This is a genomic window from Pseudomonas sp. A25(2017), from assembly GCF_002001065.1.
GTDB lineage: Bacteria > Pseudomonadota > Gammaproteobacteria > Pseudomonadales > Pseudomonadaceae > Aquipseudomonas > Aquipseudomonas kilonensis.
This window is the reverse complement of sequence record NZ_MUOA01000090.1, coordinates 83,867-97,857: the sequence shown is the minus strand read 5'-3', so window position 1 is coordinate 97,857 and position 13,991 is coordinate 83,867. Positions and strand designations below refer to the sequence as shown.

Genomic DNA, 13,991 nt, shown 5'->3' with positions numbered 1-13,991 from the left:
CCAGTATTGGGGTAGGGGATCGGCCCACCCCGCTGGGTGTGCCGATCCCCTACCCCAATACTGGCATGGCTAAGGACACGACACGGGGTACACGAACGGTCAAAATCACCGGCAAAGAGGTGATGCTCAAGGACAAGAGTTGTTTCAAGACCAGTACGGGAGATGAAGCCGGGAACACGCCGAAGAAAGGCGTGGTCACTAGCAAGATCAAGGGGAAGGTGTACTTCATTGCTTGGTCGATGGACGTGAAGTTCGAAGGGGAAAATGTAGTCAGGCATTTAGACCTGATGACTCATAACCACGCATCCAAGCCAGGAAATACGCCTCCTTGGGCTTATGCCGACGCAGCAGCGACGACGCCCATCGAGCAGTGCAAGAAAGAAGTGGCCAGGAAAAACAAAGCGTGCGGGGGACTGCCGACCAAAGCGCAACGGTGTGACGACAAGGCCTGTACCTCCGCAAAAAAGTGTTTGCTGGTGTCCAAGAAGCAGGCGGATTCCAAGGCGCAGAACAGTCAAGTTGCCTGTTGCCCTGGCGAAACCGGCCACCACCTCGTTGAAGCCCATAGTTTTACAGCGACAGGGTCAGGTCGCCAAACGCCTCTTCCTCAGTTCCCCAATTACGATGAAAAAGATGCGCCGTGCATTTGCGTGCAATGCCCTCAAGACGGAAGCGGACGCTATGAAGGGGACCATGGCTTCATGCATGCAGCCCAAGGCAAGCTGGAACAGGCCGCCATTGAGGGCGCGCCGCCCGGTCAAAAGGACTACGCCTGGAATTATGGCCAATCCCGTTCAGCGGGTGTGCGAGCGCTTCAGCAGACCTTTCCGAAGTCGAAATGCTCAAAGAAATGTCTGGAAGCGCAGTTGGACGCCTATCACAAGAATACGGTCGGAGTCAGGGACAAAACCCCTGTGAGGACACACACACCCAACCTTCAAGACAATCAGAAAGCGCTAGCCCACGATATGATCCCAGAGGTCACTATCAGTGCTTGGTAGCTCAATGGGAGCAAGGATGACATGACTCAGACATTGGATTGGACGCTGAGCCGAGTAGCCGTCTTCGATAAAAACCGCGTCTATGTGCTCGCCTACTCCAAACGCGAGCCCGGTACTCGAGTCTTTCGATGGACCGGAACATGGGACAACTATTATGTCCAGGCGATCTGCGCCGGTATCTGCGCGGTTCGCGGCGCGCCTCCCGAAATCCTGACGCTATGCGCCAATGGCAGCGTTCATCGCGCTGCGCCTGACGGGCAAGCCTACGAAGATATCGTCGAGGAGAAACCCAGTAAGCATGGCCTGCTGCGCGACATCCGCGCTATCGGTGCAAGTGTCTATGCCACAGGCTTCGGCCGCCAAGTCTATGTTCGAAAGGACAGAACCTGGCAGCGTTGCGATCAAGGGGTGGTCGAAGATCCGACCGCCGACAGCCTCAATGGCTTCGAATCCATCGGCGGCTTTGGTGAAGATGAAATCTATGCTGCCGGCAACCGGGGCGAGATATGGTATCGCTGGCAAGGTGCCTGGCAGAGAAGCGAAAGTCCGACCAACATCATTCTGGAAAACATTCTTTGCGCACCCGACGGAGTGGTTTACATCTCAGGCCAGTTGGGCATCGTCATACGAGGTCGTCTCGACCGCTGGGAGCTCATTGAGCATGAACTCACGGACGATACATTCTGGGACATGGCCTGGTTCAATGACCGACTCTGGCTTTCAACCACCAAAGCACTCTACACGTTACAAGGCGGCAAGCTGGAGAAGGTCGAGACAGGGCTTCCCGGCGATCAGACCTTCAGATACCTGGACGCGAATGAGCAATGTCTATGGTCATCCGGTGAACGACACCTTGCCGCTTATGACGGAGTGAATTGGACACGCATACCCAGTCCTTAAGACGAATGTAGAGACGTACATGGAAAGTTTGTCACCGATTCTCGATCAACACACCGAAGAGGCCAGTTTCCTCTCTGCCCTGCGGGGCCATGCCGTGCATGCACCACACTACGATCTGGACCACATAGGCACGCTCGATAACCGCCTCGACGCCCACCTCGACGGCCTTCGAATCGCCGGCACCAAGGGCCTGGAAACCCTGCTGGCCCAACTCGGCCCGCACGCCATCGGCGAGATGTTCGCCTGCGTGGTACTGGCTTTCGAGGCGGCCAACGCCAAAGTACTATCGCGGCTCAGCGAGCATTTGCGCAGTGCCTTGGAAACCGAACGCGGCTACCTGATGGCCTTGGGGTGGCTCGACTGGGAGCGTGTATCGCCCTGGATCGAACGTATGCTCGCCTCCCCCGAGCCCCTGTTCCGTCGCCTCGGCCTCGCGGCCTGCGGCATGCATCGCCACGACCCAGGCCCCGCCCTGCTGGCCGGACTTTCCGATGCCGACCCCAGCGTGCTGGCACGTGCCGCGCGCACGGCGGGCGAGCTGCGCCGGCGTGACCTGCTGCCGGCGATTCGTGCCCGCCGCCAGCATGAAGACGCCGCCACGCGTTTCTGGGCCAACTGGGCCACCACTCAAATGGGTGATCAGCAGGCCTTGGAGCCTCTGCGCTCATTCGCCGAGCACCCGGGCGAATTCCAGTACCGCGCGCTCTGCGTACTGCTGGCTTGGCAGGAACGCGAGCCCAGCATCGCCTGGATACGTCAATTGGTACAGGATCCCCGGGATCGGCGCATCGGCATCGAGGCCCTAGGGCTGCTGGGCGATCCGGTCAGCGTGCCCTGGTTGATCCAGCAGATGAGCGACCTGCCCTATGCCCGCGTCGCCGGTGAAGCCTTCAGCCTGATCACCGGCGCGGACCTGGCGCTACTCGACCTGGAATTGCAGGCCTTGCCGGATTTCGATGTAGGCCCGAACGACAACCCTGATGACCCCAATGTCGCGATGGACCCCGATGAAAACCTGCCCTGGCCCGACCCGCAGGCAATCGATGGCTGGTGGCAAGCCAATGGCGGACACTTCCAGGTGGGTACGCGTTATATGCTGGGATTGGCCCATAGCGAACACAGTTTTCAGCAAGCCCTTGTCCGCGGCCAGCAACGCCAACGCATCGCCGCCGCCTGCGGTCTCGCCCGCTTCCGGCCAGACGAGGTGCTTTTCCCTACCAGCGCACCGGCCTGGCGGCAAAAGCGCTTGTTGGGGATGACGACGGTGTTCGGGCGTTGATCTGCGTGTTTATATAGCGCGCCGACGCCTGGCAATCACTGACAACCCTCTGGAGGCACCGTGCCAAACGTAACCGGACAGAACCCTGTGGCCCTCATCAGTGGGGTTGGAAGCGAGATCGGAATCGGCATGGCGATCGCGCGCAGGCTGGGCGCGGCGGGAGCGAGATTGATCGTCACCGCCAGCAGTGCGCGAATCAATGATCGAGTTGCAGAACTGCGTGCCGAAGGGTTCGAAGTCGAAGGCCGGGCCCTCGATCTTACCGATGAAAACCAGGTACGCGAGTTCATCCTGTGGGCAGAGTCCCTCTGGGGGCAGATCGATATTCTGGTCAACAACGCGGGTATGGCCATGCAAGGCAGCCCGGAGTTCTTTTCCGACGTGGCAAGCATGGACCTGCACACCTGGAACCTGACACTGGCGCGAAACCTGACCACGGCTTTTCTGCTGACACGGGCGGTTCTGCCCGGCATGCGGGCGCGCCGTTACGGACGCATCGTCAACATCAGCTCTACGACCGGCACCCGCTGCAGTAACCCCGGTGAAGCGGCTTACAGCGCCGCAAAGGCCGCGATGGTTGGAATGAGCATGAGCCTGGCGCTGGAAGTCGCCCAGCAAGGGATCACGGTGAACAGCGTCGCTCCCGGCTGGATCACTACCGGGTCGACCACTGCCGAGGAGTCCAAGGCGGCCGGTTACACGCCGATGGGCCGCGCCGGACGTCCCGAAGAGGTGGCGGCATTGGTGGCTTTCCTTGCGTCTTCAGAGGCGAGCTACCTCACGGGCGAAGTCATCGTGGTGGATGGTGGGAACTGCCTGGTCGAGAACAAGGCCCCTTGAGCTGAACAGGCGCCCCAGGCATTCGCCACGATTCGCGTCATAGGCCCAGCAATCGCTCGGCGTTACCGTGGGCGATGAGCGCCTTGTCCGCTTCAGTGATGGGCAGGCTCTCGAGGAAAGCGCGGGCGCCATCCAGGCTCTGGTAGGGATAATCGATGGAATACAGGATTCGCTCCGCGCCCATGAGCGCGTGAATGAACTGGAAATGCGGGAGCGTGAGCATGCCACTGGGCGAAACGTAGACATGCTCGCGGTAAGTCTGACCGATGGGACGTTGCAGGCCGCTGGCATCCTGGGGAATAGCGTCCTCCAGACGCTGCAGGAAAAACGGTACCATTTCGCCCCAGTGGCCGCTGATGACTTGCAGATGGGGATACTGGTCGAACACGCCCGCGAGCAACATCCGCACGACTTGAATGCCTGCCTCGTTGTGCCAACCCCAGGCAAACATCGAAAGACGTGCACTGAGTTCACGCTCGAACCCGCCGTAATACGACGTTTGAACGGCAGGCAGCGGCAGACCCGGATGGACGTACAACGCAACCTTCAACTCATTGAGGGCGGCAAGAATCGGGGCATAGCCTGCGTCGTCCAGGAACGTATCCCCCGGACGACCGTTGATCAGCGCGCCTTTGAGGCCCAGCTCCGTCACCGCCCTCTCCAGCTCACGCGCCGCCGCCTCGGGTGCCTGCCACGGGAGCGTGGCAAAACCGCTGAAACGATCGGGCTGAGCTTGCGCGGTCACCGCCAGCTGGTCATTGGCAGCACGACACAGCTCAATGGCTTGCGAGGCGGGCAATAGCTGAGGAAACCCGCCATAGGAAAGCACTTGCATGCTGATTCCTGCTGCGTCCATATCGGCCAAGCGTGACTTGCCTGTTTCCAACGCCTTGCGAGCTGACTCGCTGGGCGCAACAACATGCGGCCGACTAAGGTCCGCTACCTGTACACCATCGATCACCCGACTGCCCCAGCCCGAAAGATAGGGCGCCTCGGCCTGCACGAGCGCCTGCGTGGCGACGCCCATGGCGGGGTCGAGTACATGCTCTTCAACACAGATCAGTTTCATATCGCGCGCCCTACTCATAAGTCATCACGCTAACAGCGCATCTCGCAGTGCTTCGCCCAGGCTGGCGGCGGACTGGGGGTTTTGACCGGTGATGAGGCGACCGTCGACAACCACATTGTCGGCCCAGTTAGCCGCCTGCTGGTGATGTGCGCCGCGGCGGTTGAGCGTCGATGCCAACAGGAATGGCACAACGTGGGTGGACTGCACTTCCTCTTCCTCGTTGTCAGTGAAAGCTGCGACCCGTTTACCGGCCACGAGCAGGCTGCCGTCGGCGCGACGTGCATTGACCAAGGCCGCCGGCCCATGACAGACCGCCGAAACGATGCCGCCGGCCGCATCGATTTCGCGGATCGCCGCTTGTACGGCAGGGTTATCAGGGAAGTCCCACATCGTGCCGTGACCACCGGCGAAGAAAATGGCCGAATAGCGTGATGGATCCACCTCGTTCATGGGCAAGGTGTGCTCAAGTGCATGCCGGAAATCCGCATCGGCCCAATAGTGGGCGATGACGGGATCACTCATATCCTCCAGCCCGTCCAAGGGCGCGGCACCGCCATTGATGGAGGCCAGTTCGACACGGATGCCCGCCTCCTGCAGTTTCTCCAATGGATGAGTGACCTCGGCCAGGTTGAAGCCGGTGGGGATCCCGGACGCGCCCTTCACCGCGTTGCTGGTAACGACGAAAAGGACCGGTTTGAGTTCAGAAGCTTGTTTGTTCATGGTCTCAGGCTCTTGGTTGAGACGAAGAAGACAGGCGCGTTCATCACGATGCCAGCGCCGCAATAAACGTCAGGCGTTACCAGGCGCGAAGAGCATTTCCCAGTTCATGAACGGCCCGAGCGGAATGATCTCCCAGTCGATGAGCCCCGCTTTGGCCAGGGGGAATTCGTTCAATGCCGCCCTGGCGGATTCCACGGTGTCGGCCTCGGCGATGATCGCGACACCTGGGCGATCCTGGCGAAAATAGAAGTCGCGCACGATGCCGCCCTTGTAGAGCTGCCAGGCATGTCGGGCTTCGTCGAACAGATGCGGCTGATATTTCTCAAGACTGGCGCCAGGTTGAGGAATGTCGAGACAAAGCAGTTTCATGGTTCGGCTCCTTGGTCGGGTGCAGGGCTTAGGCGCAGTGGAATCGACGCACTGGCTCCGCCTGGACACCAATATCAATGAACCTGTAGCTTATAGTGGAATAATAATCACCATTAACGATATTTTTTCTCCATAAAGTTGAATCAAGGGAACCAATCCAGGAGCCAGGGCCGTATGAGAGATCCATTGGACGGCGTAGCACTGTTCGTCGAAGTCGTTCACGCCGGCGGTTTTGCCCGCGCGGCTGAACAGTTGTCGCTGACGCGGTCGGCGGTGGGCAAAGCGATTGGCCGGGTGGAGGAGCGGCTGGGCGTTCGCCTGTTCCATCGGACCACCCGGACCCAAAGCCTGACCGAGGCTGGCCAGGTGTATTACGAGCATTGCCTGCGCGCCTTGGAAGAAGTCCGCTCGGCTCAGTCCCTGCTGGAATCGGGCCAGCAAGAAATCACGGGGCGCCTGCGCGTGACGATGCCGGTCCTGTTCGGCCAATACTGTGCCGGTCCGATCCTGCTGGAACAGGCCCGCCAACATCCCAAGCTGGAACTTGAATTGCACTTCAGCGACCAGTCCGTAGACCTGATCGCCGAAGGCTTCGATCTGGCGATTCGCTTTGGCCCCCTGGCGCAACTCAACGGTCTGCGCGCACAACGCCTGGCGGTCCAGCAAAAACTGCTATGCGCATCACCAGGTTATCTGGTCAAAAACGGGCAGCCCCGCAGCCTGCCAGAATTGCTCGGCCACGACGCGGTGCTGTATCACCGGCGCGATTACACGCAGCCCTGGGCCGTTACGGATACCGATGGCCAACTCAAGACGGTGTCCCTTTCCCCGCGCATTCGTTTGAATGACCTTTCATTGATCGCCGATGCTGTCGAGGCTGACATGGGTATTGGCTGGCTGCCCTCGTGGCTGGTGCGTGATCGCTTGCGCTCGGGCGCTCTCGTTCAGCTCCTGGAAACGCATCCGCCCACCACGATGGATTGTCATGCCGTTTCACCCCAGATGCGGCAAATGCCCATGCGGCTGCGGCACATCATCGATGTGCTGGCCAGCCGACTGCCAGACATCATGAAGCTGTGAGCCAGAGAAACCGTCGCCCACAGCGTGTCGCCCGTGGGTGAGTCATTGAATTCACCCAGCCCTTGCCAGGAGTTTGTCATGAACATTCGTCAGTGGTTTTCCAAGTGCGCAATGGTGCTTTGCCTGTTTGCATCCGGCGGGGCCAGCGCGCAGACATTTCCATCCACGGTGGTGGTGCGTGTCGCACAGCTCGAGATCGATCCGGAGCAACTGCAACGCTATACCCAGATCGTCAAGGAAGAGATGGAGATCTCCGCGCGCGTGGAGCCCGGGGTGATTTCCATCTATTCGGTGGCGGATAAAGACCACCCTCACTTGCTCCACTTCTTCGAAATCTACGCTGACGAGCAAGCCTACCTGTCCCACATTGGCTCTGCGCATTTCAAACGGTACGTAGAGCAAACCCAGTCGATGATCCTCTCCAGACGATTGATCGAGACGACGCCGATCCAACTGAGTTCGAAGTGAAACCGGGACGATGCCTTCCGGTGCCAGGCAGGTGCCCTGCGGAAAAACAATGGTGACAAAAACTGACCCTGTCGATGGTTAGAGTGAAGTGATTGGCCGCAGGCTCAACGATGCGCTGGAAACCGCGCCCCTGCCCCCGGCCCTACTTCTATCTCATCAATCATCCAGAGTAAGCGTCAGCTATGAAGCGTATCCAGTATTACAATTACGGCGGGCCGGATGTGATGAAACTCGAGTCATTCACGTTGGCTTCACCGGGCCCGCGCGAAGTTGCTGTAAAAGTCAGATTCGCCGCCATCAACCCGATCGACTGGAAGTTGCGCAGCGGCCAGATGAAGATCGTTACGGGTAGGTCCTTCCCTAGGGCCATGGGAATGGACTTCTCCGGCTCGGTCATTGCGGTGGGCAGCGACGTCACGCGTTTTAAGGTGGGCGATGCTGTGTTTGGTCTCGCCCGCTTCAAGGAAAGTGGCGCCCTGGCAGAAGCGGTGGTCACCCAGGAATCGCTGCTGTCCGGCAAACCCGACGACGTATCCTTCGAGCAAGCCGCCTGCCTCGGGACACCGGGGATGACCGCGTGGAACGGGTTGCGGGACAAGGCCAGGCTGAGCGCGGGCCAGCATGTCTTCATCAACGGTTGCAGTGGCGCAGTAGGTGAAGCCTGCGTGCAGATAGCCCGTATGGTGGGGGCCAAGGTTAGCGGTTCTTGCAGTGAGCAGACCCTGGAGCGAGCGCGACGGTTGGGGGTCGATACGGTTTATGCCTATCAGAAGACCGACCTCTCCCACCTGCCTGAACGTTTCGATGTGGTGTATGACACGGCGGCCACAATGCCCCTGTCACTCGGCTTCAGCCTGCTGCGCAAGGGTGGCGTACTGCTGGACCTGAATCCAAGCCCTGGCAAGTTCATTCGCGCACTCTTTGATAAACGCTTGAAACCCGTCATCTGTACACCGCGCCCCGACGTTCTCGACACGCTCGCCCAAGCCGCCCAGAATGGCAGCTTCCGGCTTCCTGTAGCGGAGGTGGTGCCGCTCGGCGATGCGATCCAGCTTATCGCGGCCATCGAGGGCGGCAGGAAGCTCCGTGGCAAGGCCCTCGTGGCCATGGACTGAAGCGTGTCAAGAAGCCATAGATTATTCGACCTCATGCAAGTCCTTCGGCGCCACCGCGGGACGGTTTCCGGTATCACGCTGTCCCGTGAGCTGAATGTGTCGTTGCGTACCATCCGGCGAGACGTCATCACGCTGCAGTCGATGGGGGCGGACATCGTTGGCGAACCCGGCGTTGGCTACGTCTTGCGCCCGGGTTTTCTGTTGCCGCCGTTGAGTTTTACCGAGGAAGAGATCCAAGCGTTGATGGCCGGCGCACAGAGGGTCAGCCGCCAAACCGATGAAGGCCTGGCCCGCGCCGTTCAAAACGCCCTGGCAAAAATCGACAGTGTCCTGCCGCCGCACATGCGGCGAACATTGGACAACGACACGATCTATGTCAGTCGCAATCAAGGCGCGCCGGCTGCGTTGGATCTGGCGCAGGTCCGGCTGGCGCTTCGCGAACAGCGAAAAATGCGGATCGTCTACAAGGACGAGAATGGAGAGCAGACGCAGCGAACCTTCTGGCCGATCATGCTGGGGTTTGTCGAGTCGCAGCGCTATATCGCCGGCTGGTGTGAGCTGCGTGGCGACTATCGTCTATTCCGAACGGACCGGATTGTCGAGGTGGCTATCCTGGAGGAGCGCTACGCCCGACCCAGGCAACAGCTGGTCAAGGAGTGGCGCGCCCGGGAAACGCACCCGTGCAAACAAAAAAACTGCAGCTAGGACCAGCGCATTTCCCTTGTGGGAGCGAGCTTGCTCGCGATAGCGGTGGTTCAGTCACTTGAACAACTCACTGCTCATGAAATCAATGAACACCCGCAGTTTCGGCGCCAGGTGTTTGCTTGAAGGCCAGAGCATGCGGAAGGTGTTCTGATGCCGATTGAACTCGTCGAGGACGGTGACCAGTTCACCGCTGGCGATGGCATCGCGCACGGTGAAGTCCGGCACGCAGGCAATCCCCAGCGCGTCGTGCACTACGTGCAGCAACGCCTCGGTAGTGTTGCAGACCAGGGTGGCCGGCAGGTTGAGATCGGGCTGTCCTTCCCCATTGACCGGCCAGACCTGCATCCTGCCAGTACTGGGAAACTTGTATAGCAGGCAGGCATGGCGCAGCAGATCCGCCGGCACCTGCGGCGTACCGTGCTCGGCGAAGTACTGGGGCGAACCGACCACAACCAGCTTGAACGGGCCCAACGGGCGGGACATCAGCCGGGAGTCGTTCGGTTCTCCGGTCCGAATGACGACATCGAAACCTTCCTCGATGATGTCCACCAGCCTGTCGGAGAAATCCAGGTCCAGTTCGATACTGGGGTAGCGGCGCATGAAGGCGATCAGCGTCGGCATCACCAAATCAGCAACCAGGGGCAAACTCACGCGCAGTTTGCCCCGCGGCGCTTGGCGGGTTTGCGACAGTTCCAGTTCGGCCGCTTCGACTTCGCAGAGAATGCGCCGGCAACGCTCGAGGAAAAGCGTCCCTTCCGCCGTCAGCGTGATACTGCGCGTGCTGCGATGAAACAGCCGCACACCCAGCCGTTCCTCGAGCCGGGCGACGCTTTTGCCCACCGCCGAAGACGAAATGCCAAGCGCCCTGCCCGCCTCTGAAAAGCTGCGGGTTTCGGCCGCGCGAACAAAAAAACCAATCCCGCTCAGTGATTCCACGCCAGGCTCCAATTGCGGACATTTTTTCCGATGTGTTGCGCACTCTAGCATTCTTGTCTCGCCAAGGAGGGACACTTACCGTTGTCGGCACTTATCAATCTGCGATTGACGCCGCTATCCGGCGGGTCAGAAGCGTTTTCAAGCAGGTGACACATGACGATTGCCAATACCCATATCGACGCTGGTGCCGAGATCGTTCAAGACGCTGCGCCGCTCCCCATCGGATCACTGTTTGCCCTCGCGCTGGCGGCGTTCGTGACCATTCTCACCGAAGCCTTGCCTGCCGGCCTTCTCTCACAGATCAGCGAAGGGCTGGCGATCTCCGAAGCCCTCGCCGGCCAGTTGGTCACGGTCTACGCGATAGGTTCATTGCTGGCGGCCATTCCGTTGACGGCCGCGACCCAAGGCATGCGGCGCCGGGCGCTCTTGCTGCTGGCCATTGCCGGTTTTGCCGTGGCCAATACGGTGACGACGCTTTCATCCCACTATGGTTTGACGATCGTCGCGCGCTTGCTGGGTGGCGTATCGGCCGGGCTGCTCTGGGCCTTGTTGGCCGGTTATGCCGCCCGCATGGTGCCCGAGAGCCAGAAAGGCCGGGCGATTGCGATTGCCATGGTGGGTGCACCCTTGGCGTTATCCCTGGGCGTACCGGCCGGCACCTTGCTCGGTAATTTGATCGGTTGGCGGATGAGCTTCGCCATCATGAGCCTGTTCGCCGTCGCCTTGATGGTCTGGGTACGACTCAAGCTGCCTGACTTTCCTGGGCAAACCACCAATAAGCGCCTTGCGTTGCGCCAGGTCTTCACCCTGCCAGGCGTTCGCTCGGTGTTGTTCGTGGTGTTGGCCTTTGTCCTGGCGCACAACATCCTCTTTACCTATATCGCACCGTTCCTGATGACGGCGGGCCTGGGCGAGCGGACCGACCTGGTCCTGTTGGTCTTCGGGGTCGCATCGTTGCTGGGCATCTGGGTCGTCGGCGTGCTGATCGATCGCCATCTACGGGCATTGACCCTTGCCAGCACGGCGCTGTTCGCCATCTCGGCACTGACGCTAGGCGTCATGAGCGATCGCCCTGCTGCGATCTACATCGCAGTGGCGGCCTGGGGAATCGCTTTTGGAGGGGCCGGGACGTTGTTCCAGACGGCAATCGCCAAGACGGCCGCAGAGGCAGCGGATCTCGCCCAGTCGATGCTGGTCACGGCCTGGAACGTCGCCATTGCCGGTGGCGGGATCGTGGGGGGCCTGCTGCTCGATCACCTGGGGGTCGTGGCGTTTGCGCCGGTCCTGGTCGTTCTCCTGCTGCTGACGTTGGCGGTGGTTTGGTCTGCCAGGCAGTACGGGTTTACCGCAAGCCTGCGCTGAACAGACATACGCTCAATGAATCGTCATCAACGATAGACCTCAGCCACTGACATCAAATCGTCATCACTGCGTCGCCAAAACGCCATAAGCCCTGAGTACTGTCCTCGCCAATGAGATCGATCTCAAGCGAGTGACAATGACTGATTTGAAAGAAGTAGCACGTTTGGCAGGGGTTTCGCGGGCAACCGCGGCGCGCACCTTTGCCTCCCCTGAAGTGGTGCGTCCGGCCACCCGCGAGCAAGTGTTCGCCGCCGCGCGCCAGCTGGGTTTTCGGCCCAATCGTCTTGGCCGCCAACTGCGCCTGCAAGAAACCAAGCTGATCGGCGTGGTGGTCCCCAACCTGCTCAACCCCGTGTTCGCCGAGCAATTCCAGGCCATGGAGCGCGCTGCGCGTCTGCGCGGCTACAACCTGCTCCTGGCGACGACCGACTACAGCAGCGAGCGCGAAAGCGTGGTGGTCGAGGAGTTGTTGCGCCAGCGCGTCGATGGCCTGGTCCTCACGGTGACCGACGCCGAGAGCAACCGCGTGCTGCAAAGCCTGGACAACGAGGACACGCCTTTTGTGCTGGCCTATCACCAACCGGGCAATCCGGACTACAGCGCCGTGTCGGTGGACAACCGCGCCGGCATGGCCCTCGCCACGCGTTATCTGCTGGAAGCCGGGCATTGGCGCATTGGCATGGTTGCCGGCCCTGCGCTGCAATCGGACCGTGCTCGCCTGCGTTACGCCGGTTATTGCGACGCCATGCGTGAGGCCGGTCTCGACTGCCTGCCGGTGATTGAGATGCCGGCCCATACCCAAGCCGACTTCGCCGCCATCGAGCCATTGCTGCAAGGCCCGCAAGCCCTCAGTGCCCTCGTTTGCTCCAACGATCTGTTGGCAATCAGCCTGATTGCACAACTGCGCCGCAACGGCTGGCACGTCCCCCAGCAGCTTTCGGTCATTGGCTTTGACGGCATCGCCCTCGGCACTCAGATGCACCCGACGCTGTGCAGCGTCGTCCAGCCCATCGAGGCCCTGGCCTGCACCGTGATCGACCAACTGCTGGCGCAGATCGGCGGCGCCACACCGGTTTCCTATTGCCTGCCCTGCCATATCCGGCCGGGCGAAAGTACTCAACCCTACGAGGAGACGCTTGATGATCCGCTTCAGTAAAACCCTGGCGACGTTGCTGTTTTGCGGCGTTGCCAGCCTGGCCCAGGCTGCCGAAACGGCGATTTGCTACAACTGCCCACCGGAATGGGCCGACTGGGGCACGCAGCTCAAGGCCATTGCCGATACCACCGGCGTGCAGGTCCCGCTGGACAACAAGAACTCCGGACAGGCCTTGGCACAACTGGTGGCCGAGCAGGCCGCGCCCGTGGCGGATGTGGTGTATTACGGCGTGACCTTCGGTTTGCAGGCGCAAAAAGCCGGGGTGGTCGGCACCTATAAACCCAAGGGCTGGGAGCAGATCCCGGCCGGTTTGAAGGACCCGCAAGGACACTGGTTTGCCATTCACTCCGGCACCCTGGGCATCATGGTCAACGTCGATGCACTGGGCGGCCTGCCCGTGCCGCAAAGCTGGGGCGATCTGCTCAAGCCTGAGTACAAAGGCATGGTCGGCTACCTTGATCCGTCCAGCGCGTTCGTCGGCTACGTGTCTGCGGTAGCGATCAACCAGGCCATGGGCGGCAGCCTCAATGACTTCACGCCAGCGATCGACTACTTCCAGAAACTGGCGAAAAACTCGCCCATCGTGCCCAAGCAGACCGCTTATGCGCGGGTGTTGTCCGGGGAGTTGCCGATCCTGGTCGATTACGATTTCAACGCCTACCGGGCGCGCTACAAGGACAAGGCCAACGTCGCTTTCGTGATTCCCAAGGAAGGCAGCATCAGCGTGCCTTACGTGATGAGCATCGTCGACAACGCGCCCCATCGGGCCAACGCCGAGAAGGTCCTGGATTTCGTCCTGTCCGAGCAAGGCCAGGCGCTCTGGGCCAAGGCGTACCTGCGGCCAGTGCGGGCGATGAAAATGCCTGCCGACATCGCCGCGCAGTTCCTGCCGGACAGCGATTACGCCCGGGCCGGCGTGGTCAACTACGAGCAGATGGCGGCGGCGCAGGAAGCCTTTTCCGCGCGTTATCTGAAAGAGGTCAAGTAAGTG

General features: G+C 60.6%; 15 protein-coding genes. 11 read left to right on the top strand and 4 right to left on the bottom strand.

The window, feature by feature from the left end:
- The 4 genes from B0E42_RS24065 to B0E42_RS24050 form a co-directional block, all read left to right on the top strand.
- Nucleotides 1–1,001, top strand: a 1,001-nt coding sequence (locus B0E42_RS24065) for a PAAR-like domain-containing protein (protein WP_077507904.1), incomplete at its 5' end; no start/stop codon positions are given.
- Between the two features lie 21 nt (nucleotides 1,002–1,022).
- Nucleotides 1,023–1,901: a hypothetical protein gene (locus B0E42_RS24060; RefSeq protein WP_053179811.1), complete on the top strand. Its 879-nt coding sequence runs from the start codon at nucleotides 1,023–1,025 to the stop codon at nucleotides 1,899–1,901.
- Between the two features lie 19 nt (nucleotides 1,902–1,920).
- Nucleotides 1,921–3,180, top strand: a complete 1,260-nt coding sequence (locus tag B0E42_RS24055; RefSeq protein ID WP_077507896.1) for a TIGR02270 family protein — start codon at nucleotides 1,921–1,923, stop codon at nucleotides 3,178–3,180.
- Nucleotides 3,181–3,240: 60 nt separating this feature from the next.
- The gene (locus tag B0E42_RS24050) at nucleotides 3,241–4,020 is read left to right on the top strand and encodes an SDR family NAD(P)-dependent oxidoreductase (RefSeq protein ID WP_077507893.1); all 780 of its coding nucleotides are present in this window, start codon (nucleotides 3,241–3,243) and stop codon (nucleotides 4,018–4,020) included.
- 37 nt (nucleotides 4,021–4,057) lie between these two features.
- Here B0E42_RS24050 and B0E42_RS24045 read toward each other — a convergent pair whose 3' ends face one another.
- From B0E42_RS24045 to B0E42_RS24035, 3 genes are all read right to left on the bottom strand, one after another.
- Nucleotides 4,058–5,089: an amidohydrolase family protein gene (locus tag B0E42_RS24045; protein ID WP_077507890.1), complete on the bottom strand. Its 1,032-nt coding sequence runs from the start codon at nucleotides 5,087–5,089 to the stop codon at nucleotides 4,058–4,060.
- Nucleotides 5,090–5,113: 24 nt separating this feature from the next.
- A complete protein-coding gene (locus B0E42_RS24040; RefSeq protein ID WP_018604009.1) occupies nucleotides 5,114–5,809 on the bottom strand; it encodes a type 1 glutamine amidotransferase domain-containing protein in 696 nt (231 codons plus the stop codon).
- Nucleotides 5,810–5,878: 69 nt separating this feature from the next.
- Nucleotides 5,879–6,178 (bottom strand): hypothetical protein, encoded by a 300-nt coding sequence (locus B0E42_RS24035; RefSeq protein WP_024617681.1) that lies wholly within the window; start codon nucleotides 6,176–6,178, stop codon nucleotides 5,879–5,881.
- A gap of 174 nt (nucleotides 6,179–6,352) precedes the next feature.
- Here B0E42_RS24035 and B0E42_RS24030 point away from each other — a divergent pair, with 174 nt between their 5' ends.
- From B0E42_RS24030 to B0E42_RS24015, 4 genes are all read left to right on the top strand, one after another.
- On the top strand, nucleotides 6,353–7,258 hold the full coding sequence (locus B0E42_RS24030) for a LysR family transcriptional regulator (protein WP_053188442.1): 906 nt from the start codon (nucleotides 6,353–6,355) through the stop codon (nucleotides 7,256–7,258).
- A gap of 78 nt (nucleotides 7,259–7,336) precedes the next feature.
- Complete coding sequence (locus tag B0E42_RS24025; protein ID WP_077507887.1) at nucleotides 7,337–7,726, top strand: putative quinol monooxygenase; 390 nt, start codon at nucleotides 7,337–7,339, stop codon at nucleotides 7,724–7,726.
- A gap of 182 nt (nucleotides 7,727–7,908) precedes the next feature.
- A complete protein-coding gene (locus tag B0E42_RS24020; protein WP_053188439.1) occupies nucleotides 7,909–8,841 on the top strand; it encodes an NAD(P)-dependent alcohol dehydrogenase in 933 nt (310 codons plus the stop codon).
- Between the two features lie 3 nt (nucleotides 8,842–8,844).
- Entirely contained in the window at nucleotides 8,845–9,546 is a 702-nt protein-coding gene (locus tag B0E42_RS24015) for a YafY family protein (protein WP_168188538.1), read from the top strand.
- Nucleotides 9,547–9,600: 54 nt separating this feature from the next.
- Here B0E42_RS24015 and B0E42_RS24010 read toward each other — a convergent pair whose 3' ends face one another.
- Complete coding sequence (locus tag B0E42_RS24010; protein WP_077507882.1) at nucleotides 9,601–10,482, bottom strand: LysR family transcriptional regulator; 882 nt, start codon at nucleotides 10,480–10,482, stop codon at nucleotides 9,601–9,603.
- 153 nt (nucleotides 10,483–10,635) lie between these two features.
- On the opposite strand from B0E42_RS24010, the gene B0E42_RS24005 reads away from it, so the two are divergent.
- The 3 genes from B0E42_RS24005 (at nucleotide 10,636) to B0E42_RS23995 (ending at nucleotide 13,988) form a co-directional block, all read left to right on the top strand.
- On the top strand, nucleotides 10,636–11,844 hold the full coding sequence (locus B0E42_RS24005) for an MFS transporter (RefSeq protein WP_077507879.1): 1,209 nt from the start codon (nucleotides 10,636–10,638) through the stop codon (nucleotides 11,842–11,844).
- A gap of 136 nt (nucleotides 11,845–11,980) precedes the next feature.
- Nucleotides 11,981–13,000 (top strand): LacI family DNA-binding transcriptional regulator, encoded by a 1,020-nt coding sequence (locus tag B0E42_RS24000; protein WP_077507876.1) that lies wholly within the window; start codon nucleotides 11,981–11,983, stop codon nucleotides 12,998–13,000.
- Nucleotides 12,984–13,988 carry an ABC transporter substrate-binding protein gene (locus B0E42_RS23995; RefSeq protein ID WP_077507873.1) on the top strand — a complete coding sequence of 335 codons (1,005 nt, stop codon included), beginning with the start codon at nucleotides 12,984–12,986 and terminating at the stop codon, nucleotides 13,986–13,988. Before B0E42_RS24000 ends, B0E42_RS23995 begins: the two co-directional genes overlap by 17 nt.
- The last annotated feature ends 3 nt before the right edge of the window (nucleotides 13,989–13,991 follow it).

Excerpts from the sequence above, each read along its gene's own strand:
- B0E42_RS24025 (WP_077507887.1), top strand. The coding sequence starts at position 7,337 with ATGAACATTCGTCAGTGGTTTTCCAAGTGCGCAATGGTGCTTTGCCTG.
- B0E42_RS24030 (WP_053188442.1), top strand. The coding sequence starts at position 6,353 with ATGAGAGATCCATTGGACGGCGTAGCACTGTTCGTCGAAGTCGTTCAC.
- B0E42_RS24035 (WP_024617681.1), bottom strand. The coding sequence starts at position 6,178 with ATGAAACTGCTTTGTCTCGACATTCCTCAACCTGGCGCCAGTCTTGAG.
- B0E42_RS24045 (WP_077507890.1), bottom strand. The coding sequence starts at position 5,089 with ATGAAACTGATCTGTGTTGAAGAGCATGTACTCGACCCCGCCATGGGC.
- B0E42_RS24005 (WP_077507879.1), top strand. The coding sequence starts at position 10,636 with ATGACGATTGCCAATACCCATATCGACGCTGGTGCCGAGATCGTTCAA.
- B0E42_RS24055 (WP_077507896.1), top strand. The coding sequence starts at position 1,921 with ATGGAAAGTTTGTCACCGATTCTCGATCAACACACCGAAGAGGCCAGT.
- B0E42_RS24000 (WP_077507876.1), top strand. The coding sequence starts at position 11,981 with ATGACTGATTTGAAAGAAGTAGCACGTTTGGCAGGGGTTTCGCGGGCA.
- B0E42_RS24040 (WP_018604009.1), bottom strand. The coding sequence starts at position 5,809 with ATGAACAAACAAGCTTCTGAACTCAAACCGGTCCTTTTCGTCGTTACC.
- B0E42_RS23995 (WP_077507873.1), top strand. The coding sequence starts at position 12,984 with ATGATCCGCTTCAGTAAAACCCTGGCGACGTTGCTGTTTTGCGGCGTT.
- B0E42_RS24060 (WP_053179811.1), top strand. The coding sequence starts at position 1,023 with ATGACTCAGACATTGGATTGGACGCTGAGCCGAGTAGCCGTCTTCGAT.
- B0E42_RS24020 (WP_053188439.1), top strand. The coding sequence starts at position 7,909 with ATGAAGCGTATCCAGTATTACAATTACGGCGGGCCGGATGTGATGAAA.